The sequence below is a fragment of the Bacillus sp. FSL K6-0268 genome (genome assembly GCF_038005425.1).
Classification (GTDB): domain Bacteria; phylum Bacillota; class Bacilli; order Bacillales; family Bacillaceae_G; genus Bacillus_A; species Bacillus_A thuringiensis_S.
Genome location: NZ_JBBOTF010000001.1, coordinates 5,085,368 through 5,109,540, shown reverse-complemented (window position 1 = coordinate 5,109,540; position 24,173 = coordinate 5,085,368). Strand labels below are relative to the sequence as shown.

Genomic DNA, 24,173 nt, shown 5'->3' with positions numbered 1-24,173 from the left:
ACACTTAATACATATGAGGAAGGAGACATTGCTCTTGCATATTCAACTTGACCCAAGAAGCAACACTCCGATATGGGAACAAATTGTTCAAAATATAAAAGAACTCGTATTGAAAAACATGTTGGCTCCAAGTGATAAACTTCCTTCTGTACGCGAGCTCGCTTCTTTACTCGTTATAAATCCAAATACAGTGAGTAAAGCGTATCAAGAGTTAGAGCGACAAGGAATTATTGAAACGTTACGAGGAAAAGGAACATTTGTATCCCAATCGATTACCCCAACATTAGACGAAAGGAAAATCGCTATGGTTGAAAAGCAATTTCATCAATTACTATTAGAAGCCTCTTATCTTGGTATTACGAAAGATAAAATTCATGATTGGATAGATTCATACTATAAAGAGATTGGAGAAAATACGGATGTTGAAAGTGACAAGCTTGAAGAAAACAATTGATAATCAAACAATTTTAGACGATGTTTCTTTCACATTACAAAAAGGTAGTATCGTCGGATTACTTGGAAGAAATGGTGCGGGGAAAACAACTTTATTACGAACGATAGTCGGTATTTTAGACCCAGATGAGGGAACTGTTACATATGAGGATATCGACATTCATAAAAATCCTGAAACGAAACAAAAAATCGTATATGTTCCGGATTCTACTAACATACTGAACGGTTATACAGTAAAAGAAATCGTGAAGTTTTATAAAGCAGTTTATACAGCATTTGATGAACCATATTTCTACGAACTACTAGAACGTTTCAATTTACCAAACAAACGAATTCGTAGTTATTCAAAAGGAATGAAAGCACTGCTTGCCATCATTTTAGCTGTTGCTGCACAGGCAGAATATATTATTTTAGATGAACCAACAAACGGACTTGATCCTATCGTTAAAAGACAGATTTTACAGTTTCTCGTTGGAGAAGTTGCAGAAAAAGAGATTACCATTTTCATATCTACCCATCATTTAGATGAAGTTGAACAAATTGCAGATACAATCATTATTTTAAAAGGACATACTGTATCTTCTATTACATCACTAGACGATGCAAAATCACAATTTGCTAAAATCCAAGTAGCCTATGAACGCTCATTACCTCAAAAACTAGAAAACTTAAGCAATATTAAAATATTAAACCAAACGGGAAAAGTATATACAATCTTAATTGAGGGAAATGTAGCTACAACACTGGAGAAGTTTTATAAAGAGCAACCTATACTCATTGAAGAACTAACAATGTCACTTGAAGATGTCTTCGTTACGACACTGGAGGAGGATGGGTATGTTTCATAAAGCGTTGTGGATGTGGAATTGGAAGCGCGGGAAATATGCTGCGTTACTGTTTTTCTTTAGTTCGCTTTATTTTTTATCTTTCGAATACTATCAAGCAGCAGAAACTCAACAGTCTCTCTTTCTCCATCCAGAAAAAATAGGTGAAGAAAAGTTCTACTATCATTATTCTTTTTATTCTTCTAATAGCTTTTGGTTAGGTATTATTACAATTATCCTATCCTGTATATTGATTGGTTGGGAGCGAAGTAATCAAAGTGGAGATTCACTTATGACATTTCCATTTAAAAGACGTGATATGTTCTTATCGAAGTGGGTTTTCGGTGGATTTTTCATTGTACTATCACTTCTAATCAATTGGGGTCTTATGTATTTTATTTATAAATCTACGATTCACTTTGAATATCAATCTTTCGAACCGTTTCATCGATATTTCCTGTATGCAATTTTCACATATATAGCGATCTATACTGTCTCTTTATGTATTGGTACATTTACTGGCAGTATTATTTCACAAAGCATCTTTAGCATTACTTTTTGCATCATGGGAATGGGAACCTTTTCACTCTTACTCCTATTCTTTACAGCTCATGCTGAGGCAATACAGGGGAATAAAAGTTATACGAATTTCGAAAACATTTATGAATTCAATAAAAAGACCAACATTTCAAGCGCTATATTAGACTTTTCAATTAGTTATAATTACCACCCTACTGCCCAATCAGATGAAGATCATGGAAAAGTAATACAAAGGGGACCCACTTTTCATAGTTATTACTCTGCAAAAATAATACTTGTTCCTATCTTCTATACAATTTTCAGTTTGCTTATTGGGATGTTTCTCTATGCAAGGTCACCTAATGAACATAATAAGAAAATTTTCCTTTTTCCAAAATACAACTCACTCTGGATGTCGTGTACTACCTTTTATTTTGCATTAATAGGTGGGCAAATGTTGAAGCGTTTTGATTTATTATTTAGTTACTATGTTGGGTTCTTTTTATTTGGAATCGTCACTTATTTTATATTATCACGTCTTACAAACTATAAAGTTTTTTAAAGGAGAGATCCTATGTTTCAAAAAGTATTATGGATGCATACCTACAAGCAAAGTAAATATATTGTTTGGCTATTTTGGTTAGTAAGTTTTTATGTACTATCCTATAAATACTACTTAGCATCTGCCGAGCAATTAAAATATTTTCATGAACATAATGAATGGAAATATATATACCGATACTATTATCAACTTTCACTTCCCGATGCTATCATGGTTCAAGGAGGACTCCTTATTGCATTAGCCTGCATCCTTATTGGATGGGAGCGTCAAAATCAATCAAGTGACATTCTATGGTCTATGCCATTTAAACGGAAACATCTCTTCATGACGAAATGGCTTTTTGGTGTGTGTAATATTTTAGCTATCGTTATATTGAATTGGGGACTTTTTGCTATTATGAAAAAGGCAACTTTTCATAATAAGTATCAAATATTTTCACCATTTCATACCTATTTCTTATACATGGTTATCATCTTAATTGCTATATATACACTTGCATTATGCATAGGAACAATTGCTGGTAATATGATTTCACAAGGATTCTTCAGTGTTGCTATACTTGGATTCCCTTTTATTTTGCCGACTCTAATTGCCGGAGCTATTTCTATTCATACGGTTGGACTTATTTCTAATCATCCCGTCTATACGGAGGAGAATGTAGATCGTTATGGTTCAGTAATAGAAAAAGTGAGTATTTTAGCGCCAGTTCGCGGATTCAATATTAATTTTAATTACGATCCTCAACGTGCTTATACTGATGAACAAGGCGTACGTCATGATGAACCTAATTTTACGTATATTCCCTCAGCAACAAAACTTATCGGCCCAATCGCAAATGTACTTATTCTATTACCTTTAGGAATGTACTTATATACAAGATCACCTAATGAACAAAATGGGAATTTTCTATTATATCCGAAACTCAAAACACTATGTATGATATGTTGTGTAATCTTTATTGGAATGTTTGGAGGAATGGCAACGGGAGGAAGTCATTCTATCTTAAATTATTATATTGGTTTTATAGGAACCAGTACGATAGTCTACCTACTATTATCTCGCTTATTAAAATTTAAATTTTCTTGGCGTGTGAAATAACCTCCTCTTAAAGAGGAGGTTATTTCACATTCTCTCTCCTATCCCCATACACCATCTCTTCTTTCATCCCAAATCCATCACCATTTTGCACAATTTGCTCTGTCGGTGCAACTACACTTTCGGCAATTTTCCATTCCCCACGCTCTTTTACAAATACTTGTAGAAAATAGTTCATACCATCTAATTGATATGCATTTTCTTTTTTCACATTATAGTGAATCGCAATGTAGTACACTTGAATGTTTTCTTTCCCTATTTTTGATACGTATTGCGATAGTCTCGGTATATAAAGTGCTGCTTTCTGAAAAGATAGTTGCTTCGCTTTAACAAACGATGAACTTGTTACATTACGTAATGTGTCCCGATTACGAATATTATCGCTATGGTGAAATAATACTGCGTTTTGCATAGAACGAACCCATAATTTCGAATATAAAACTGTATTATCAGTTTCAATGTACTTCACTTCTTTTCGCACCACTTGGATAGGCGTATCTGCGTACGTGAATGTTTTAAAATAGAAAAAACTACCAAATAAAATGGTAAGTGCAGCAATATATTTCATAATCTTTCCTCCGATCTTTTAATTAAAGTATCGGAGTTTCAAAATATTTTTATTCAAAAGAAAAAGGATAGGAATGCTTTCGCTTCCTATCCTCATTTATTATAATACGCGGCCAAATAGTTCTAAGACCATTTCTATTTCTTGGTCGCTCCAACCTTTAAATCTCTCTTTATAATATTCTTTACGCACAGCTTCAAGTTTTTCAGTTACTTCTCTTCCGTGCTCTGTAATTTCTAAGTACACGATACGACGATCTGAATTAGAACGTTTTCTTTCTACTAATCCTTTTCGTACAAGTCGATCTGTAACAGCTGTAATATGACTGGAGGTTACGTTTACTTCACTCGCAATTTGCGAAGCCATCTGTGGACTGTTTAAAAATAACGCACGTAATACAGAAAATTCATTATATGGCATATGTTCTGCAAAACGTGTATTAATATCATTTTGTAATAAACGTATCATTTTTCGAAATGATGCAGATAAATCTAAAATCAGCGTTTCTCTTTTTTCGTTCAATAGCCTCGTCCCTTTTTTATCATATTTACACATATTATAATCTATAAATACCTATATTGTATATGATTTCTTTCCTCAACATTCTCATTTATGTAACTTTTTTCATATAAATTTCTTTTTTGTTCACACATATACATATAAAAAGGATGGTGATGGAAAATGCAGGGTGGAATAAATCCTTATTTACACAACGTACGCACAGCTAATACTGGTAAAGAAGCTACTATTACTGTACAAGGCGAAGGCGTTGTCAAAGCAAAACCAAACGTTGTTATATTAACGCTTGGCATTCGAACTGATAGTAAAAATGTAAAACAAGCGCAGGAAGAAAATGCAGTACAATCAAAACAATTACTGGATGCACTTAAACAGCTTGGTATTGCCGATAAAGATATAGAAACGATTTCTTATACGATCACTCCTCAATACGAATATGTAAATGATAAAGCATTGCTCCAAGGATACCGTGTGGAGCATTTGTATGAAATTACCGTTTTAAATGTACAAAAAGCTGGGGAAGTATATGATATAGCCGTATCAAATGGCGCAAATGTAGCAAAAGGTTTACGTTTCCGAGTATCTCATCCAAATAAATATTATGAGAAGGCTCTCATTCAAGCTCTGCACCAGGCAGTAGAAAAAGCTCGTGCTATTGCGAGTACATATAATCTAAATATTAATCCTGTTCCCCTCTCATTCGTTGAAGAATCTGCCCAATTACCACGGGAAGTTACGTCTTATGCTACTTTACATGCACAAGCAGCCCCGCCCATTCAATCTGGTGAATTAGAAATCATTTCATCCATACGGGCTATTTTTACGTATTTATAACGAATTCTCTTTACAAGTAAACGTTATCATTTTACTTGTTGTAAAAACATGATGTTCTGATATAATAAAGGACGGTGAGCTCTTACAAAAGAGATATCACGGGTGGGAGAGGGATATGAAAAAGAAGGTTTAACATGAAAGGAATACTTGAAAGAACATTTAAATTAGGTTTACACGAAACATCACCAAAACAAGAAGTTTTAGCTGGAGTTACGTCATTTTTCACAATCGTATATATTATGATTGTAAATGCGTCCATCTTATCAGATGCTGGCATTCCTCTTGAAGCTGGAATTTTAGCAACTGTTTTTAGTTCATTTGTCGGATGTCTACTCATGGCATTTTGGGCAAATGCACCTGCTATTCTTGTCCCTGGTATGGGTGTAAATGCATTCTTCACGTACACAGCTGTGCATACGCTTGGACTAACTTGGCAAGAAGCATTAGCTGCTGTCTTTATCTCTGGTATTATTTTTGCAATTGCCGCTTTTACACCAATCGCTCGCGTGCTATCAGTATCAATTCCAAAGTCATTAAAGGAAGCGATTACTGTCGGCATTGGATTATTTTTAGCGTTTATCGGATTGCAAAAAGGTGGTTTAGTCGTTTCGAACCCAAATACTGCTGTGGCAATGGGGAAATTAAGTAATCCTGTCGTTCTTGCGACATTACTTACTCTTATCATTGCACTTGTATTATTTATTCGTAACGTACGTGGAAACTTTTTATGGACGATTGCAATAGGAACTGGTATCTCATGGTTATTTGGTCTTGTGGATACGAGTCAAATGGGAAATAGTTCATTCTCATTCGCTAATTACGGTGATGTGTTTGGAGCTATGTCATTTGGGAAACTTTCTTCCTTACCATTTTGGATTGCAACATTCTCTTTAAGCATGGTGCTTATTTTTGAGAACATGGGACTTCTGCACGGTTTATTAGAAGATGATCGTAAATTCCCACGTGCTTACCAAGCCAATGCAATTTCAGCAATGACATGTGGTCTATTTGGCACAAGCCCTACCGTTTCAACAGTAGAAAGTGCCGCAGGTATTACTGCAGGTGGTAAGACAGGTCTGACGTCTATCGTTACTGGGTTGCTATTCTTTGCATCACTGTTTGCTCTTCCATTTGTCAAATTAATTCCTGATAGTGCCATTGCACCAATCTTAATTATTATTGGCGGTCTGATGATTACAAGCATTCAACAAATTCCTCTGAACGACTTTTCAGAAGGATTTCCAGCATTCTTAATTATCGTTATGATCCCGCTCACATATAGTATCGCTGATGGCATTGCGTTCGGATTTATTGCTTACCCTATCTTAAAAGTTGCTCTTGGAAAGCGTAAAGAAGTCGCACCATCTATGTATATCATTACATGCTTATTCTTAGCTATGTTTGTATTACATGCTATTGGTTAAGAAAAAACACCGAGGAAATCCTCGGTGTTTTTTACTTAAACCATCCTTTTTTATAAAACCATGCCATCATTCCGCCGCCAATTAATGCCATTAGAAGAAGACAAATAAAATAACTATATTGTCCACCAAGCTCTGGCATATGCGTAAAGTTCATTCCATATACTCCCGCAATAAATGTTAATGGCATGAAAATAGTCGAGAATACAGTTAATGTTTTCATAATGTTATTCATATGATGTGAGTTTAATGAAAAATAACTATCCCGAATATCCGCCGTTAACTCTCGACTTGCCTCAATCATTTCCGTAAGTTTAAGTAAATGATCATGTATATCTTTAAAATAAATCTCATGATCACTTATACCGTAAAAACGAGTGGAATTCAAAATACGATACAATAAATCACGCATTGGAATAATTGTACGTCTTAACTTAGATAAATCTGCCCTAATATCAAATACTTCTTCTAGCACGGCTCCTGCTGTCTCACCTGTTAAATTATCATCAATCGCATTTAAATGATCTTCAATGTAATATACAGGTGCGAAATAATCATCTACAATTTGATCAGTGATTGTATGTGCTACATGTAAAGGTCCTTTCTTAATCCGCCTCTTCTCACCAAGTGTTTTCCATACTCTTTCAATTGCATTATTATGAGAAAAATGGAAAGAAACAATATAGCGATCACTAACAAACAAATCAATTTCATGTGGTTCTAGCCCATCTTCTCCAAACGCGTGAAGAACTAAAAAGTTATATCCATCATAAAAATCAACTTTTGGTCTCTGTACATATTCTAGACAGTCTTCAATTGCAAGGGGATGGAACTTAAAATGGTCTTGCAGAATATATGTATACTCTTCTTTCGTTGGCTTATATAAATCTAGCCAATACCATACAATATGGTCTTTCTTTGTTTCTTCTAGAGAAACATCATATAATACTTCATCTGTTTTTGTTACTGCACAAATTCTAATCATAATTTCACCCATTATTATTATAAACAAAAAATAGTAAAAAAAGCCAAGGAGAAATCTCCTCAGCTTTTTTTTATTACTTCGTTACGATACCGTGTACTAAAGTTGGTGCATCTACGTGTTCTTTAGAGATCTTCATGTTCTCATAAATTTTCGCTTTTACATCTTCAACATTTTCGCGGTTCGCGTAAATTGTAACAAGGGATTCACCTTGCTTCACGCTATCGCCTACTTTTTTGCGCAGCATTAGACCAACTGCTAAATCAATTTCTGACTCTTTCGTTGCACGTCCTGCTCCTAAAAGCATTGCTGCTGTTCCGATTTCGTCTGCAACGATTTCTGATACATATCCGTCTTCTTTCGCTTCCACTTCAATTTTAAATTGTGCTTGTGGCAATTTAGAAGGGTCATCAACAACAGATGCGTCGCCGCCTTGCGCTGATAAGAACGTTTTAAATGATTCTAGCGCTTTTCCGTTGTTCATTACTTCAATTAGCTTTTCACGTGCATCTTCTAAAGATGAAGCTTGTCCAGCAAGGTACACCATTTGGCTTCCAAGTGTTAAACATAGCTCTTCTAAATCTTTTGGCCCTTTACCTTGTAATGTATCAATTGCTTCTTGTACTTCTAGTGCGTTACCGATAGCTTCACCGAGTGGTTGACTCATATCAGAAATAACTGCCATCGTATTACGACCAACGTTATTACCGATGCGTACCATTGCTTCTGCTAAACGTTTTGCATCTTCATCCGTTTTCATAAATGCACCTGCTCCAGTTTTTACATCAAGAACAATTGCATCTGCACCAGCAGCAATTTTTTTACTCATAATCGAACTTGCAATAAGCGGAATTGAGTTTACTGTTGCTGTTACGTCACGAAGTGCATATAACTTTTTATCAGCAGGTGTTAAGTTACCACTTTGGCCGATAACAGCGATTTTGTTTTCATTTACAAGTCGCATGAATTCATCGTTTTCAATTTCCACATGGAATCCTGGAACTGCTTCTAATTTATCAATTGTACCACCAGTATGTCCTAAACCGCGTCCAGACATTTTCGCTACTGGTACGTCTAAAGCAGCTACTAATGGACCTAATACAAGTGTCGTTGTATCACCAACACCACCTGTCGAATGCTTATCTACTTTTACACCTTCAATAGCTGATAAGTCAATTGTATCGCCGCTATTTACCATTGCCATCGTTAAATCAGCACGCTCTTGATCGTTCATATCTTGGAAGAAAATTGCCATTGCAAGTGAACTTACTTGATAATCAGGAATATCACCATTTGTATATCCTTCAACAATAAAGTTAATTTCTTCTGTCGTTAATGCATGTCCGTCACGTTTTTTTGCAATTAGGTCCACCATTCTCATTGTGAAGTCACCCCTTCATTTGTTTTACGATTGCTTTTACTAATGCTAAGAAGTTAGCTTTAACACGTTCTGTCGTTTCAATTACTTCATCGTGATGAAGTGGCTGATCTAAAATACCAGCTGCCATATTTGAAATACAAGAAATACCTAATACTTTCATTCCAGCATGACGTGCTACAATTACTTCAGGTACTGTTGACATACCAACTGCATCTCCGCCAAGTGTACGAAGCATACGAATTTCAGCAGGTGTTTCATATACAGGACCTGTCATTCCAACGTATACACCTTCTTGTACTTTAATATTTAAGTCTGCTGCAACTTGTTTCGCCATTTCACGAAGTTCTACTGTATATGATGTAGACATATCAGGGAAACGTACGCCCATTTCAGAATCATTTGGTCCGATTAATGGATTCGTACCCATGAAGTTAATGTGGTCTGAAATTAACATAAGATCGCCTGGCTCGAATGATGTATTTACACCACCAGCTGCGTTTGTTACAACAACCGTTTCTACACCTAGTTCTTTCATAACACGAACTGGGAATGTTACTTTTTGCATGTCGTATCCTTCATAGAAGTGGAAACGTCCTTGCATTGCTACTACTGTTACACCTTGAAGTGTGCCAAATACTAGTTGACCTGCATGGCCTTCTACAGTTGATACTGGGAACTCAGGGATTTCACTGTAAGGTACTGTTACTGCGTTCTCAATTTCGTCTGCTAATACACCAAGTCCTGATCCAAGGATTAGTCCTACTTGTGGTGTCTCTTGAAATTTCTCTTTTAAGTATGAAGCTGATTTTGTAATAAGTTCACGATTCATTTGTTTATCCCCCTATTTCTTTAGCTCGTTTAAGAAGCTTGTTCCGTATTCTGGCATTTTCACACCGAAGTTTTCTGCTACTGTTGCACCAATATCAGCAAATGTTTGACGAAGTGGTAACTCTTGTCCGCCTTCTTTCATACTTGGGCTATATGCTAATAATGGTACATATTCACGTGTATGGTCAGTACCAGGGTGAATTGGATCATTACCGTGGTCTGCTGTAATTAATAATAGATCATCTTCTTGTAGTTTTGCGAATACTTCTGGAAGACGTGCATCATATTCTTGCAGAGCCTCTCCGTATCCTTGTGGATCACGGCGGTGGCCGAATAATGCATCAAAGTCAACTAAGTTTAAGAAGCTAAGACCTGTAAAGTCCATATTTAATGTATCTACAAGCTTATCCATTCCATCCATGTTAGACTTCGTACGAAGTGATTCCGTTACCCCTTCACCATCATAGATGTCAGAGATTTTACCGATAGCAATTACATCGTAGTCACTATCTTTTAATTCATTCATTACTGTACGGCCGAATGGTTTTAATGCATAATCATGACGGTTTGGTGTACGTGTAAAGTTTCCAGGTTCACCAACGAATGGACGAGCAATAACACGACCTACCATGTATTTCTCATCTAATGTTAATTCACGTGCAATTTTACAGATTTTATATAACTCATCAAGTGGCACTACTTCTTCGTGTGCTGCAATTTGCAATACGCTATCAGCAGAAGTATAAACGATTAAAGAGCCGGTTTCCATTTGCTCTTGGCCAAGTTCATCAAGAATTTCAGTTCCAGAAGCTGGCTTATTACCGATAATTTTACGGCCTGTTTTTTCTTCTAATTCATCAAGTAATTCTTTCGGGAATCCTTCCGGGAACACTTGGAATGGTGTATCAATGTAAAGGCCCATGATTTCCCAGTGACCTGTCATTGTATCTTTACCAGTAGATTTCTCTTGCATTTTTGTGTAATATCCAAGTGGTTTCTCTACTTTAGAGATACCTTTCATTTCACGAATGTTACCAAGACCCAATTTCACCATGTTAGGCATTTGTAAACCATTCATATGTTCAGCAATGTGACCAATTGTGTCAGATCCCAAATCACCAAATTGCTCAGCATCTGGTGCTTCACCGATTCCCACAGAGTCCATTACGACTAGGAATATACGTTTATATTTATTCATAACTGCGACCTCCTATAAGTTCAGTTCTACTTCTTGTAGTATGTTCAAAACGCTATAAAGTGAAACTGTTATCCATAAGAATTCTCATTGTCAAACAGTACTTCTTTAAACCATTCTCTAACCTATTTCGTTTTACTTGAAACGACTCAAAAACATTTCTAGTTTTTTCTAAGTCAGATGTCAGACATCTGATACTGATATCATAACATGTTTACGCTTTCTTTTTAATACATTTTCGTAGAATTTCTCATTTTCTTCACACTTCTATTGTAATTCATTCTGCAACGAAGTGCTAATTTTTTTATGATTTATTTCTTCATATTAAAAATAAAAAGTAGCTCTAAAGAGCTACTTTTTATTTTACTTCTATTGTTTCTTCTTTATGTTCATGCAATTCGCCTTTTCTTACATGCACTTTCACTTTGTAAGCACCGTTCTCTTTGAAAGTATGTTTCGTTTCATACTCTCCTTTATTCCCTTCTTTCGCTGGAATAAATTCGTGTTTTTCAACACCATCTTTCCAAATCTCTAGTTGTACTTCAGCACCAGCTAATGCTTCTTCTTTTTGCTTTAAATGAACTTTCATTGTAGATTCAGCATTTGCCTTTATGTCTCCAGCCATAAGATGGATCATTGTGTCACTTTTATGATCTCCATGTCCTGCACTGTGATCACTATTTTCTTTTTTCGCATCTTCTACTTTCGCATTTCCTACAGCAACTTTCACTTCCGGCATAACGTGCATTTCACGTGCATTTGTGTGAGCGATAATATGGTATACTCCATCCGTTTCGAATGTTTTCTCTACTGCATAAACACCTTTTCCTTTATGCTTACCATCTAACATCTCGTGCTTTTCGTCGCCATCTTTCCAAATTTCAAACTTTACATCATCGGCATCCGTTACTTTTTCTTTCCCTTGTGTAACAAGTGCTTGTACTTCTGTTTTTTCACCTGGTTTAATTTCTTTCGGATTTGTTTGGACTGCTACTTTTACAGCTTCAAGTTTCTGTTCTTTTTTCGGTTCTTCTTTGTTTGTATTACAGCCAGCCAACGCTAGCATCGCGATAAATAAAGTTATAATCAGTTTTTTCATCATCATTTCCTCCTTTATACTTTATTTAGTATAGAGGAAATACATTGTAATATTCCAGTCTTCTGCTGAAAACAATATACGAAATGTTTGTGAAGTTTCTGTGAAACGGTCTTCCCTTCTGAATCTATGAAAAAAGAGCATAGTAACTATGCTCTTGGATGAAACTGTTTATATACATCTTTTAATCTAGTTTTTGAAACGTGCGTATAGATTTGCGTCGTTGAAATATCTGCATGACCAAGCATTTCTTGTACAGCACGTAAATCTGCTCCATTTTCTAATAAGTGCGTAGCAAACGAGTGACGCAACGTATGAGGTGTAAGCTCTTTTTCAATATTTGCTTCTTTCGCTAATCGTTTTAATATTTTCCAAAATCCTTGTCTTGATAATCGATTACCATGATGGTTTAAAAAGAGTGCATCTACTACTTTTTTCCCCATTAATTCTCTTCTTCCTTTTTCAATATACTTTTGAATCGCTTCCGTTGCTAAACTTCCTAGTGGAATAATTCTTTCTTTATTCCCTTTCCCTATGCAACGAACAAATCCCATCGTTAAATGTACATCTTCTAAATTGAGTGCAATCAATTCTGAAACACGAAGTCCTGTCGCATACAGTAACTCTAGCATCGCCTTATCACGTATCCCAAAAGCACTTGTCATTTTTGGTGTTTGAAGTAACGCCTCTACTTCATCAACTGATAATACTTTTGGTAATTTCCGTTCCCCTTGCGGCGTTTCAATATGTACGGATGGATCGTGTTCTACCGCTCGTTCACGAAGTAAAAATTGGTGGAACGAACGAATTGATGCAATATGACGCGCCAATGTTTTCGAAGATTTTCCGTTTTCTTTTAAATACTGCAAAAAGTTAACAATGTGTAAACGGGTCACTTCATGAAAAGTTTTCGTCTGTTCCACATTTTGCAAATACTTTACGTAGCTTTTTAAATCCCGTTCATAAGATACTACTGTATTCTTTGCTAATCCTTTTTCGACAACCATATAATGAATAAAATCTTTTAATTGATCTTCCACTCTACACTACTCCCCATTTTCATAGAAAAACATCATTCTATTTACGAAAGCATCCTTTGCCGGTTCTTCATTCCCTGATACTTTTTCTACAGTCTCTTCTTTAGGTTTTTCATAACGATGATAGCTTTCATATTCTTCATTTATCCATAGTATAGCGAAATAAAACAAAATCGTACAACTTGTAAATAATAAAAATACTTTTATTCCATCAAAAGTTAATTTTAAAGCTCGGCGCATTGTAAATTCCTCCAAAATATAAGTTATTACAACATATGCCAAGCTTTCACCAATTTATACCTTATTCAAATAAAAAACCTCTTCCTAGATAAATAGGAAAAGGTTATTTTTCATCCGTTTCATTTTCTTGACAATTTTTACAAATCCCATGGAATGTTAAACGATGATCTTTCACCTTAAAGCTCCAGTCTCGTTCTACTTTCCTTTCCACTTCACCAAGTAAATCTTCTTGTATTTCTTGTACAGCACCACATTGTGTACAAATCAAATGATGGTGAAAACGCTGCGCACCTTCTTGGCGTAAGTCATAGCGTGAAACACCGTCTCCGAAGTTAATCTTATCGACAACTTTTAACTCAGATAATAGTTCTAAAGTTCGATAGACGGTTGCTAATCCGATCTCTGGCGACTTTTCTTTTACAAGGAGGTAAACATCTTCTGCGCTTAAATGATCTTCTTCATTTTCTAGCAGCACACGAACTGTTGCTTCACGTTGCGGTGTTAATTTATAGCTCGCTGCATGTAATTGCTTCTTAATTCGTTCAATTCTTTCTTCCATTCGGTACTACTCCCTCCTCGCCACTCTTACACCATTATATCAGAAGAAGGGCTTCTGTCAAAAGAAAAACAATAAAAACAAATTGATAATTATTCTCAAAAAATATTTATTTTTTATTAATAGCCTCAACAACTTCTTTCATTAAAACTGGTGATGCGTAAGCCTCCACACTACAAGCCATTGCTAATACCGCTCCAATTACAAGAAAGAAACATGTATACCGGATTAATAATGGTAATAGTGGCTCGGTTATTTTTCTAATAAATTGATGCCTAATCATCCGTAAAGAAAAACTTGCAGCAATGGTTGTCATAATGAGAAAGACTGGAATGATAATTAAATTTTGTGGCAAAACAGATACAAATGCTAATAATAGTCCATTCCATCCATGCTGACTTACTAAAAAACCAACTGTAAATCCAACAACAACTCCTTTTACAAATAATAAAATAAAAATAAGTGGTAATCCAATAATTGAAATCCCTAAAATCCAAATAAATCCGATGTATTTTAATTGCGAAAAGTAACTTTCTCGAAACATTTCGCCCGCAATGGCAAATTCTCCTTTAGAGACTTGTCCAAAAAAACGTTGTAAATAAAATGATAAATCTTGTTTTTGATTGATTTGTAAACTATTCACAAGAATGGCTCCAAATATTACTCCCATCAATAATAAAACAGCGTTAAATATATATAATGAAGAGTTTTCCTGTATGTGAGACATTACACGGTCTTGCCAATTTTTTCGCCACATTTTTCTTCCCTCCGTTCACACTCTTATTAAAAATGTATGAAAGAAAGAAAAAAGTATGACGAATTAACATTGAAATTCCGCTCTACTTTGCTAAACTAAAAAGTAGAGAATAGGAGGGATTTCTCTTGAAACCATTATTATTAGATTTTCCAACATTATTTCAAACTGAACGCTTACAAGTTCGTAAACCATTTCCAGGTGATGGTGCAGAAGTATATGAAGCAATCCAAGCTTCTCTAGAAGACTTAGTACCGTGGGTACCAATTAACGCTGAAACAGAAGAGAGTGCTGAAGAAATTGTTCGCGAAGCTCACGGACAGTTTTTACTTCGTGAAACACTTGATTTTCACTTATACGATAAAGTATCTGGTACATTCATCGGAGCAATTACACTAAAACCTGAAAACTGGGATATTCCAAAGTTTTCACTTCACTTCTGGTTGCATAGCGATTATACAAAACAAGGCTATATGACTGAAGCTGTTAAAGGCGCTATCCAATTCGCCTTTGATAAACTAGGCGCTAGAAGAATTGAAATTCGTACTGATGCAACAAATATAAATGCATGTAGCTTAGCAGAACGTTTAGAATTCATTCTAGAAGGTACAATGGAAAATGATTTCCTAGCACCAGACGGTAGCTTACGTGATGCACGTGTATATGCAAAAATCAATTAAAAACACTCGCCTTTGGCGAGTGTTTATTTTTGTAGTTGTAAATATTGTACTGCAAACATCGTCTTCGCATCATGAATACGAAGATTTTTCATAAGAGTAATCGCTTCTTCTAACGATACTTCCATTAATTCCACAAACTCATCTTCATCTAACTCAGCTTTATTTTCTTTTTTTGTCAAACCTGTCGCTTTATATACATATAAAATTTCATCTGCGAATCCTGGAGATGTATAGAAAGAAGTAATAAGCTCCATATTTTCACATACATATCCTGTTTCCTCTTCTAATTCACGAACTGCTGTTACCTCTGGTTTTTCACCAGGCTCTAACTTGCCGGCTGGAATTTCTATAATCGCCTTTTCAAGCGCTTTACGATACTGCTCAACAAGCACAATTTTCCCCTCATCTGTAATAGCAATAATCGCAACTGCACCAGGGTGATTTACAATTTCACGTTTACTCATTTCTCCATTTGGTAATACTACATCATCAACACGAACTTTTATAACTCTACCATCAAAAATCGGCTCAGTTTTTACTGTTCTCTCTGTAAGATTACTCATACTACTTCATCTCCCTGTTCTATTTCCTATTCTTTCTTCATACATTTTACCACATTGAAAGGAGCGTGATAGAAATGAAAGTTTATATTTTACCAAATCGCATCACGTTAGTCGGAAAAGCATGGCAAATTCGCCATAAGCTAAAACAATATAGCAAAGAGTATACAACTGTACAAGAGTGGATTACAGCAAATAAAATGAAACATTAATCCATTAAGCTCACATTAATTATGCTTTTACGGGCAGTTAATGCAAAGCGAAAAGGAAACGTTTGTCAACCTCTTTTCCCTCTCGTACAATAAAGGTAAGGAGGTTGACCTATGAAAAAACGTCAATTAGGAAACTCAGATTTATTTGTTACAGAAATGGGCCTTGGCTGTATGTCTCTCGGTACATCTGAAACAGAGGCTATGCGTATTGTCGATGAAGCAATCGATTTAGGAATTAATTTTTTTGATACAGCAGATTTATATGATTACGGATTAAATGAAGAATTTGTTGGAAAAGCCTTGAAGGGGAAACGAGACAAAATTGTTCTTACAACGAAGGTTGGAAATCGTTGGACAGAAGAAAAAAACGGCTGGTCTTGGGACCCTTCTAAAGCTTACATAAAGGCTGAAGTAAAAGAAAGTTTACGTAGACTTCAAACTGATTATATTGACCTTTACCAACTTCATGGCGGAACGATTGAAGATCCAATAGATGAAACAATTGAAGCTTTTGAAGAATTGAAAAAAGAAGGTATTATCCGCCATTACGGTATTTCTTCTATACGTCCAAATGTAATCCGTGAATATGCAAAACGCTCAAACATCGTTAGTGTACTAATGGAATATAGCCTTTTAAATCGTCGTCCAGAAGAATGGTTCCCGCTTCTGAATGAATACCAAATTAGCATCATTGCTCGCGGACCACTTGCAAAAGGAATTTTAACTGATAACAATGCAAGAAAAATAGAAAGAGTAAAGGAAAAGGATTACCTCTCTTATTCTTACGATGAATTACATACAACTCTAGCGAGTGTAAAAGAAACGATTGGAGAAAGCTCTTTAACAGGAACAGCTATTCAATATTGCTTACATAATAAGACTGTTGCAGCTGTTATACCTGGCGCAAGCTCTCTTCAACAATTGCAGGAAAATATACGAGCTAGCCAACAGTTACCTTTAACTAAAGAAGAATATGTACAACTTCAAAAAATTGTTAAATATGACACATATGCTTTGCATCGTTAAAAATATCGAATTACCGATAAACAGAAGACTGTCTCCTTTATTAGGAGACAGTCTTTTTTATAACGTATCATATTTATCAGGATTTGTGCCTACATGTAAATCGCGATTCAACGTGTTAATTTGATTTATCTCTTCTTCAGTTAGTGAGAAATCAAAAATAGTAAAGTTTTCTTTAATACGAGATGGTGTAACGGATTTAGGAATTGTAACAATCCCGCTTTGAATATCCCATCTTAATATAACTTGCGCAGGTGTTTTTTCATATTTGTTAGCAATAGCCTGAATGATTGGATGCTGAAATACTTCTCCGCCCCTCATTAACGGACTCCACGCTTCCATTTGGATTTGCTCACCTTGACAATGATTACGCAATTCAAATTGCGTTAACATCGGATGAAGTTCTACTTGGTTCACCATCGGCTTCACTTTGCAATTTGGTAATAACAATTCTAAATGATGTTTATGAAAATTAGAAACACCAATCGCACGCACTTTACCTTCTTCATATAATTTTTCTAACGCTCGGTACGTATCCACATACTTCCCTCTTACTGGCCAATGTATTAAATATAAATCTACATAGTCCATTTGTAATTTCTTTAAGCTTTTTTCAAACGCCTCGAGTGTCTCCTCGTATCCTTGATCGTCATTCCAAACTTTTGTTGTAATAAATAGGTCTTCTCTTGGAATTCCTGATTCACGAATCGCTTCTCCGACACCGCTTTCATTTTCATACACAGTTGCTGTATCAATCGAACGGTATCCAACTTCTAACGCTGTTTTTACTGCTTGTTTTACTTCGTCGCCTTCTTTTGCTTTATAAACGCCTAGACCAATCATCGGCATTTTCACCCCATTATGAAGTGTAGTTGTTGGAATATACACAGTCGTCTCCCTTTCATTGTTACATTTTTTTATAAGCCACAACTTTATTTCAACAAGATTCATCCCAAAAGTCAAAACATACGTACAGTTTACATAACACTTTTATATAGCTAAAAAATAACGTGAACTCATTTATTCACGTTATTTTCTCTCCATTCTTTCGCTTTTTCATCCACATTGCGCACAAACTCATTTTTCCCTTCCGTATATAACGTGCCATCATATGTATACTTTTCGGCCAATTCTTTCTTTAAGGTTGCATATGCCTCTGCTTCTTCACAATGAGCCATCATATAATCACGAAATGCTAAATGCCTTACTATCTCTGGATTTCCTTTTTCAAACACGTGTAAATGATACAAACGTTTTTCTTCCGTTCCATGGATAAAAAATCGGCGTCCTGAAATACCATTTTCCCCTTTTACGATGTAACCAAGCTCTATAAATCGTTCATTCCACCTATCTACCCTTTCAATACTTTCTACTTCCATGATCATATCAATAATAGGTTTAGCTGCCAGTCCTGGCACTGACGTACTTCCAATATGATGAATTTTCACCGTTTCTGGCATCGCTGTTTTTAATCTTTCAGCCTCCATTTGAAATTTTTCACTCCAATGATTTTCATGCGGAACAACTACAATTTTCCTCATAATAACTCCCCTTTTCTTACAAGCTCGTCAAAAAATGATCAGTGAATTTCACTGATCATTTTTTTATTATTTAAAGTCTTTCCAAGTAAGGTTACTTTCACTTAGCAGTTCTTCAAATGATTTATTCTTTTCACGTTCTTTTTGTTCTTTGCGCTTTCTTTCCAGTTCAGCTGCCTCTTTTTCCTCTTCTCTCACTTGCAACTCTTTCTTCTTACTCTTTAATTGTTGCATGAGTGAATCATTTAATTGATCGCCTAATGTAAGTGTTTCTTTCTTTGGTGGATTCACTTGCGATTGTCTTTGCATTTGTCTTTGTTTCTTTTTCTTCATGCTACTCACCTTTTACTTTTTTCTCCATTATAGTAGATACACGATGCAATCGACAATAAAAAAGGGTCTTTACTCTATTATCCATTTTTTTGTAAATATGTTAATTTTTCGAAAAGACTAAATTTTTATGTAGCTATAATCCTATGAATCTATTAAAATTATGTCGTATGATGTCAGATTATAAAAAAGGAGAAATGAACTATGTGGAAAAAAATTATTCCTGCCGTTGCTGTTTTAAGCACTATTACTTTTTCAAGCGTATTTGCCGCTCCCCCATCTCAGAATCCAGCTGAACAAAACCGCTACATAGACGTACAAATGCTTGGTATTAATGATTTCCATGGACAACTAGATACTGTTAAAAAAATTAATAATAAAGAAGCTGGTGGCGCTGATTACTTAGCTACTTATTTAAAAGAACGTAAAAAACAAAACCCTAATACACTTCTCGTACATGCTGGTGATATCGTCGGAGCTAGTCCACCAGTTTCAGCATTATTACAGGATGAACCGACGATTGAATTTTTAAATGATTTAAAATTTGATGTTGGTACAATCGGAAACCATGAATTTGATGAAGGCATTGATGAAATGAAACGCCTCATTTACGGTGGATATCATGAAAAAACAGGGAATTTCAAAGGGGCTAACTTCCCCTATGTAGCTGCTAACTTCTATAACAAATCAACTGGCCGCTTATTTTTACCACCATTTACTGTAAAAATGGTAGATGGTGTTCCTGTAGGATTCATTGGTGTTGTTACAACTGATACACCAAATGTCGTTATGCCTACGATGCTTAAAAATGTACAAATTACTGATGAAGTAGAAGCAATTAATAAATCAACACAACAATTAAAACGCCTCGGCGTTAAATCTATCGTCGTTCTTGCTCATGTCGGTGGAACAACCGATGAGTCTGGGGTAACAAATGGCGACCTTACTCGAATTGCAAATGAAACAGACCCAGAAGTTGATGTTATTTTCGGTGGACATAGTCATACGTATGTAAATGGTACAGTAAATAATAAGCTAATTGTCCAAGCAAATTCTTACGGCACGGCTTTCTCAGACGTGGATGTAACAATTGATCGTAAAACAAAGGATATTATAAAGAAAAAAGCTGAAGTTGTTACAACGTATCATGAAGGTGTAGAACCTGATAAACAAGTAAAGAAAAAACTAGATCAATATAAAGAAAAAATCGCACCACTTGTAAATGAAGTGGTCGGAAAATCTACAGCATCTATCGACCGTAAACAAAATGATGCTGGTGAGTCCACTCTTGGAAATTTAGTTGCCGATGCTCAGCGTCAAACGATGCAAACTCAAATCGCCCTCATGAATCCTGGTGGCATTCGTAATGACTTAGATGCTGGTGATATTACGTGGGGTGAGTTATACGGCATTCAACCTTTTGGAAATCAATTGATTAAAGTAGATTTAACAGGTCAAGACATTCGCGATATTTTAAATCAGCAATGGCAAAAAGGAACAACAAGAATGCTTCAAATTTCAGGTATTCAATATGCGTGGGATGCAAATAAACCAAACGGTGAAAAAGTTACAAATATACGTTTAACAAACGGAGAAGAATTATCTCCATCTAAAACGTATAGCGTAGTTGCAAATGCTTTCTTAGCTTCTGGCGGTGACGGATTCATATCATTTAAAAATGGTAAAAATGCAGAAACTGGTCCAAACGACTTTGAAGCGTTAGTCGATTACGTAAAACAATTAAAAGAACCAATTCAGCCAGTTATTGATGGAAGAATCCAAAAAGTAAATTAAGTGTTTCTCTAATAAGAAATTTCATTTTTCACGCCATAAAAGATTTGCACTAATCCTGTATTTATACGTAATATGCATCATAAAAAGGATACTCGTTCTTCCAATGAACATAGTATCCTTTTCTTTAGTTATCAAAATGTGATGTTTTGTTAAATTCATATTGCTGTAAAAATTGTTGCAACGCCTCTTCTACAATTTTAGATTTTTGAATTCCTTTCGATTCTGATATAAGGTCCAATCTTGCTAATATTTCTGTATTAATAGAAAAGGTGCGTCTCTTTTTCTCTGTACTTTTACTCATAATTGGTGCAATTACTTCTTCTCTTCTTCTTAATAATTCATAAATACTTTGTAATTGCTCATAAATTAATAATTGATAATCTGTTTTCTCATATTGAAGGGCGGTCGCTTCTTGGAGTTGTAAGTGACGTGGTTCTTCTCCATCTCCTACAAAAATACGTTTCTTCTGCTCTCCATCATATTCGTATCCAATCAATCTTAATTTCTTCGATAATGTATACGGGCTTATTTCAAGACGTTTTGCTATAATAGCGATGGATTCACGCCTATTTAAACCATCTATAATTTCTCCAATCGTCACAATTTCCCTCCTCCCGTGTTGAAATGACACTAGTATGGTATGTTACAATGATTTTCTAACAGTATATGCAAAATGAATAGCCTGTGCGATTCATACGATTTCACAAAAGGAGGTTTTCAATATGCTTTTGCGTAGCTATACCCCTCAGTTCTATACTGAAAACAAACAACTCATTCCTAATAGTATCGCTACGATAGAAAGCGTTATGATTAATAATCGAAAACAAACTCTCCTTATGCGTGGGCAAAACGTAGAGCAGCCTATTTTATTATGCTGCCATGGTGGACCCGGCATGGCACAAATCGGATTTATTCGTCATTTTCAAAAAGAATTAGAGAAGCACTTTATTGTTATTAATTGGGATCAGCGCGGGGCAGGTAAATCTTTTTCAATGAAAGATTTCGGAGCAAATTTTACAATCGAACAATTCGTTTCCGATGCAAAAGAAGTGATTCAATATGCACTTAAAAGGTTCAACAAACAAAAACTATTTCTCGCTGGTCATTCTTGGGGAAGTATTATTGGGCTTAACATAGCACATCAATATCCAAAGTATATCGAGGCTTACATCGGTATTGGGCAAATTGTACATATGAAACAAAATGAAGAATTGCTATATCAACATTTAATTAGTTCTGCAAAAAAACATGATCATAAAAAAGCATTAGCTTCCCTTTTAAAATTAGGAAAACCACCATTTTTAGATATGAGACGTCTTATTATTCAAAGAAAGTGGCTTGGCACATTCGGAGGAGCAATCCAAAACGGATCTTCCTTTTCTTTCATACGAAAAGGTTTCTTTTCTCCTGAATATACGCTATTAGATTGGTTCAAGTTTCTCGCAGGAAATTTAAAATCTGGCGTTTTATGGGAAGAAATGCTGACAATCGATTTCTTTTCTTCTATCTCAAGTTTATCTATTCCAGTTTATTTTTGTTCTGGTCGCTATGATTATCAAACTCCTTATGCACTCGTTCAGGAATATTGCGATATTATTGAAGCGCCTATAAAAAAAATGATTTGGTTCCCAAATTCAGCACATTCTCCTGATCTAGAAGAACCAGAATTATTCGCCAATTCTTTGCAATCAATTAAACAAGAGCTAGCTTTTCAGCATTAGTAACAAAAGGCTCTTTTACATTTCATAGAAAACATTTTATAATAATATGTCGCAAGTATGTATAAACATAGCAAAATGTTTCATATTTACTTGTCTTAACAGAATAAAAATTTAGGGAGATTACATTTATTATGAACGCTGTACTCGTCGCAGTAGCAATTATGCTATTGCTTAGTTTGTTACGTGTCCAGGTCATTGTCGCCATCATTGTTGGAGCTTTAACAGGCGGAATTATCGGCGGACTCGGTATTTCAGAAACGATTAACACTTTTACAACTGGTCTTGGAAACAGTGCTCCAATCGCTTTAAGTTATGCAATGCTTGGTGGTTTCGCTATTTCCCTTTCCAAAACAGGACTTCCAGATGCTATGATTCAAACTGCATTAAAATGGATTGGCAATGAACAAGACACGAAAAAACAAGTTTATTCTAAAATACTTATTTTATTCATTATTTTAACGATGGCTTGTTTCTCACAAAATGTGATTCCTGTTCACATTGCTTTCATCCCCATCTTAATTCCAGCACTTTTAAAAGTATTAAATGAGCTGAAAGTGGATCGAAGACTTGTCACGTGTATTATTACATTTGGATTAATTACTCCTTATATGTGGATCCCTGCAGGGTTCGGAAAAATTTATCATGACGTATTGCAAACCAACGCTGCGCAAAGCGGTCTTACATTTGATGTCACACTTATTCCAAAAGCAATGACTATTCCAGCACTCGGTATGATTATTGGATTATGTGTAGCGGTATTCATTACGTACCGAAAACCTCGTACGTATGAAACAGAACAAATTCATACTACCGAAAATGAGATCGTTCCCTATACAAAACGTAGCATTACTTTCGGGTTATTATCTATCATTGCTACATTAACTGTTCAATTAACAACAGAATCAATGATTTTCGGTGCTTTAGCAGGTATTATCGTCTTATCAGTAAGTGGTAGTCTACCACTTAAAGAAGCAGATGCGATATTAACAAGCGGAATGCGTATGATGTCCTTTATTGGCTTTGTTATGATTGCTGCCGCTGGATTCGGCGCTGTTCTTCGAAAAACAGGACATGTTGAATCTCTGGTGCAAACGAGTGCACATATAATCGGAAATAACAAACCACTCGCTGCATTTCTTATGCTTGTTATTGGACTTCTCGTTACGATGGGAATTGGTTCATCCTTTTCAACCATCCCTATCTTAACAACAATTTTTGTACCTCTGTGCATTCAGCTTGGATTTAGTCCGATGGCTACAATTGCAATTATTGGTACAGCCGGAGCGCTAGGTGACGCAGGATCTCCAGCATCAGATAGTACCCTCGGACCAACATCCGGTTTAAATGCTGATGGTCAGCACCATCATATATGGGATACATGTGTACCCACTTTTCTACATTACAATATACCGTTACTTATATTTGGCTTTATTGCCGCAATTACATTATAAAAA

28 protein-coding genes are annotated in these 24,173 nt (G+C 35.5%); 12 read left to right on the top strand and 16 right to left on the bottom strand.

The annotated features are described in order from the left end of the window. The first annotated feature begins 34 nt into the window (after positions 1–34). From MHI28_RS26770 to MHI28_RS26755, 4 genes are read left to right on the top strand one after another with little or no spacing between them, the layout of a single operon-like run. On the top strand, positions 35–454 hold the full coding sequence (locus tag MHI28_RS26770; protein WP_000548025.1) for a GntR family transcriptional regulator: 420 nt from the start codon (positions 35–37) through the stop codon (positions 452–454). After that, positions 420–1,301, top strand: a complete 882-nt coding sequence (locus MHI28_RS26765; protein WP_000922124.1) for an ABC transporter ATP-binding protein — start codon at positions 420–422, stop codon at positions 1,299–1,301. Before MHI28_RS26770 ends, MHI28_RS26765 begins: the two co-directional genes overlap by 35 nt. Further along, positions 1,291–2,358: an ABC transporter permease gene (locus MHI28_RS26760; RefSeq protein ID WP_000468518.1), complete on the top strand. Its 1,068-nt coding sequence runs from the start codon at positions 1,291–1,293 to the stop codon at positions 2,356–2,358. The genes MHI28_RS26765 and MHI28_RS26760 overlap by 11 nt, the downstream gene beginning before the upstream one ends. A gap of 12 nt (positions 2,359–2,370) precedes the next feature. After that, the gene (locus MHI28_RS26755; protein WP_000487025.1) at positions 2,371–3,456 is read left to right on the top strand and encodes a hypothetical protein; all 1,086 of its coding nucleotides are present in this window, start codon (positions 2,371–2,373) and stop codon (positions 3,454–3,456) included. Between the two features lie 19 nt (positions 3,457–3,475). Here the strand turns inward: MHI28_RS26755 and MHI28_RS26750 are convergent, their stop codons facing one another. Together MHI28_RS26750 and MHI28_RS26745 are read right to left on the bottom strand one after the other, a co-directional pair. Beyond that, entirely contained in the window at positions 3,476–4,021 is a 546-nt protein-coding gene (locus MHI28_RS26750; protein WP_000873788.1) for a hypothetical protein, read from the bottom strand. 99 nt (positions 4,022–4,120) lie between these two features. Continuing rightward, positions 4,121–4,540, bottom strand: coding sequence for a MarR family winged helix-turn-helix transcriptional regulator (locus MHI28_RS26745; RefSeq protein WP_001003307.1), 420 nt, complete (start codon positions 4,538–4,540; stop codon positions 4,121–4,123). 159 nt (positions 4,541–4,699) lie between these two features. On the opposite strand from MHI28_RS26745, the gene MHI28_RS26740 reads away from it, so the two are divergent. Together MHI28_RS26740 and MHI28_RS26735 are read left to right on the top strand one after the other, a co-directional pair. Continuing rightward, positions 4,700–5,371, top strand: a complete 672-nt coding sequence (locus MHI28_RS26740) for an SIMPL domain-containing protein (protein WP_001161431.1) — start codon at positions 4,700–4,702, stop codon at positions 5,369–5,371. A gap of 134 nt (positions 5,372–5,505) precedes the next feature. After that, positions 5,506–6,795 (top strand): NCS2 family permease, encoded by a 1,290-nt coding sequence (locus tag MHI28_RS26735; RefSeq protein ID WP_000676243.1) that lies wholly within the window; start codon positions 5,506–5,508, stop codon positions 6,793–6,795. Positions 6,796–6,826: 31 nt separating this feature from the next. Here the strand turns inward: MHI28_RS26735 and corA are convergent, their stop codons facing one another. The 9 genes from corA to spoIIM all read right to left on the bottom strand — a co-directional run bounded on the left by corA (position 6,827) and on the right by spoIIM (position 14,834). Then, complete coding sequence (gene corA, locus MHI28_RS26730) at positions 6,827–7,789, bottom strand: magnesium/cobalt transporter CorA (protein WP_002026281.1); 963 nt, start codon at positions 7,787–7,789, stop codon at positions 6,827–6,829. A gap of 61 nt (positions 7,790–7,850) precedes the next feature. Next, the gene (locus tag MHI28_RS26725) at positions 7,851–9,155 is read right to left on the bottom strand and encodes a pyrimidine-nucleoside phosphorylase (protein ID WP_001243069.1); all 1,305 of its coding nucleotides are present in this window, start codon (positions 9,153–9,155) and stop codon (positions 7,851–7,853) included. A gap of 7 nt (positions 9,156–9,162) precedes the next feature. Further along, entirely contained in the window at positions 9,163–9,984 is an 822-nt protein-coding gene (locus MHI28_RS26720; protein WP_001078446.1) for a purine-nucleoside phosphorylase, read from the bottom strand. Between the two features lie 12 nt (positions 9,985–9,996). Further along, the gene (gene deoB, locus MHI28_RS26715) at positions 9,997–11,181 is read right to left on the bottom strand and encodes a phosphopentomutase (RefSeq protein WP_001046081.1); all 1,185 of its coding nucleotides are present in this window, start codon (positions 11,179–11,181) and stop codon (positions 9,997–9,999) included. Positions 11,182–11,536: 355 nt separating this feature from the next. Further along, positions 11,537–12,277 (bottom strand): FixH family protein, encoded by a 741-nt coding sequence (locus MHI28_RS26710; RefSeq protein ID WP_000733454.1) that lies wholly within the window; start codon positions 12,275–12,277, stop codon positions 11,537–11,539. A 146-nt stretch (positions 12,278–12,423) separates the two neighbouring features. Further along, positions 12,424–13,314, bottom strand: a complete 891-nt coding sequence (xerD, locus tag MHI28_RS26705; RefSeq protein WP_000390088.1) for a site-specific tyrosine recombinase XerD — start codon at positions 13,312–13,314, stop codon at positions 12,424–12,426. A gap of 6 nt (positions 13,315–13,320) precedes the next feature. Continuing rightward, entirely contained in the window at positions 13,321–13,551 is a 231-nt protein-coding gene (locus MHI28_RS26700; RefSeq protein ID WP_001250432.1) for a YqzK family protein, read from the bottom strand. Between the two features lie 103 nt (positions 13,552–13,654). Further along, positions 13,655–14,110: a ferric iron uptake transcriptional regulator gene (gene fur, locus MHI28_RS26695; RefSeq protein ID WP_000392657.1), complete on the bottom strand. Its 456-nt coding sequence runs from the start codon at positions 14,108–14,110 to the stop codon at positions 13,655–13,657. 106 nt (positions 14,111–14,216) lie between these two features. Continuing rightward, complete coding sequence (gene spoIIM / locus MHI28_RS26690; RefSeq protein WP_223308695.1) at positions 14,217–14,834, bottom strand: stage II sporulation protein M; 618 nt, start codon at positions 14,832–14,834, stop codon at positions 14,217–14,219. Between the two features lie 155 nt (positions 14,835–14,989). Here spoIIM and MHI28_RS26685 point away from each other — a divergent pair, with 155 nt between their 5' ends. After that, entirely contained in the window at positions 14,990–15,541 is a 552-nt protein-coding gene (locus tag MHI28_RS26685) for a GNAT family N-acetyltransferase (RefSeq protein ID WP_000803497.1), read from the top strand. Between the two features lie 23 nt (positions 15,542–15,564). On the opposite strand, the gene MHI28_RS26680 is transcribed toward MHI28_RS26685, so the two are convergent. After that, positions 15,565–16,104, bottom strand: coding sequence for an NUDIX domain-containing protein (locus tag MHI28_RS26680; RefSeq protein WP_000067931.1), 540 nt, complete (start codon positions 16,102–16,104; stop codon positions 15,565–15,567). A gap of 74 nt (positions 16,105–16,178) precedes the next feature. On the opposite strand from MHI28_RS26680, the gene mciZ reads away from it, so the two are divergent. Beyond that, positions 16,179–16,313 carry a Z-ring formation inhibitor MciZ gene (gene mciZ / locus MHI28_RS26675; RefSeq protein WP_000870291.1) on the top strand — a complete coding sequence of 45 codons (135 nt, stop codon included), beginning with the start codon at positions 16,179–16,181 and terminating at the stop codon, positions 16,311–16,313. 111 nt (positions 16,314–16,424) lie between these two features. Continuing rightward, on the top strand, positions 16,425–17,339 hold the full coding sequence (locus MHI28_RS26670) for an aldo/keto reductase (protein ID WP_000747233.1): 915 nt from the start codon (positions 16,425–16,427) through the stop codon (positions 17,337–17,339). A gap of 57 nt (positions 17,340–17,396) precedes the next feature. Here the strand turns inward: MHI28_RS26670 and MHI28_RS26665 are convergent, their stop codons facing one another. The 3 genes from MHI28_RS26665 to MHI28_RS26655 form a co-directional block, all read right to left on the bottom strand. Beyond that, positions 17,397–18,224 carry an aldo/keto reductase gene (locus tag MHI28_RS26665; protein ID WP_000275862.1) on the bottom strand — a complete coding sequence of 276 codons (828 nt, stop codon included), beginning with the start codon at positions 18,222–18,224 and terminating at the stop codon, positions 17,397–17,399. 128 nt (positions 18,225–18,352) lie between these two features. Further along, on the bottom strand, positions 18,353–18,877 hold the full coding sequence (locus MHI28_RS26660; RefSeq protein WP_001227184.1) for a GrpB family protein: 525 nt from the start codon (positions 18,875–18,877) through the stop codon (positions 18,353–18,355). Positions 18,878–18,943: 66 nt separating this feature from the next. Continuing rightward, positions 18,944–19,207 (bottom strand): YqkE family protein, encoded by a 264-nt coding sequence (locus MHI28_RS26655; RefSeq protein ID WP_000727553.1) that lies wholly within the window; start codon positions 19,205–19,207, stop codon positions 18,944–18,946. Positions 19,208–19,408: 201 nt separating this feature from the next. Between MHI28_RS26655 and MHI28_RS26650 the strand changes: the two genes are divergently transcribed. Further along, positions 19,409–20,998, top strand: a complete 1,590-nt coding sequence (locus MHI28_RS26650; RefSeq protein ID WP_000265545.1) for a bifunctional metallophosphatase/5'-nucleotidase — start codon at positions 19,409–19,411, stop codon at positions 20,996–20,998. 124 nt (positions 20,999–21,122) lie between these two features. On the opposite strand, the gene MHI28_RS26645 is transcribed toward MHI28_RS26650, so the two are convergent. After that, positions 21,123–21,599, bottom strand: coding sequence for a ribbon-helix-helix domain-containing protein (locus MHI28_RS26645; protein ID WP_000151934.1), 477 nt, complete (start codon positions 21,597–21,599; stop codon positions 21,123–21,125). 121 nt (positions 21,600–21,720) lie between these two features. On the opposite strand from MHI28_RS26645, the gene MHI28_RS26640 reads away from it, so the two are divergent. Continuing rightward, entirely contained in the window at positions 21,721–22,719 is a 999-nt protein-coding gene (locus MHI28_RS26640; protein WP_000926820.1) for an alpha/beta fold hydrolase, read from the top strand. A gap of 131 nt (positions 22,720–22,850) precedes the next feature. After that, positions 22,851–24,170 carry a Na+/H+ antiporter family protein gene (locus MHI28_RS26635; RefSeq protein WP_000994811.1) on the top strand — a complete coding sequence of 440 codons (1,320 nt, stop codon included), beginning with the start codon at positions 22,851–22,853 and terminating at the stop codon, positions 24,168–24,170. Positions 24,171–24,173: the final 3 nt, after the last annotated feature.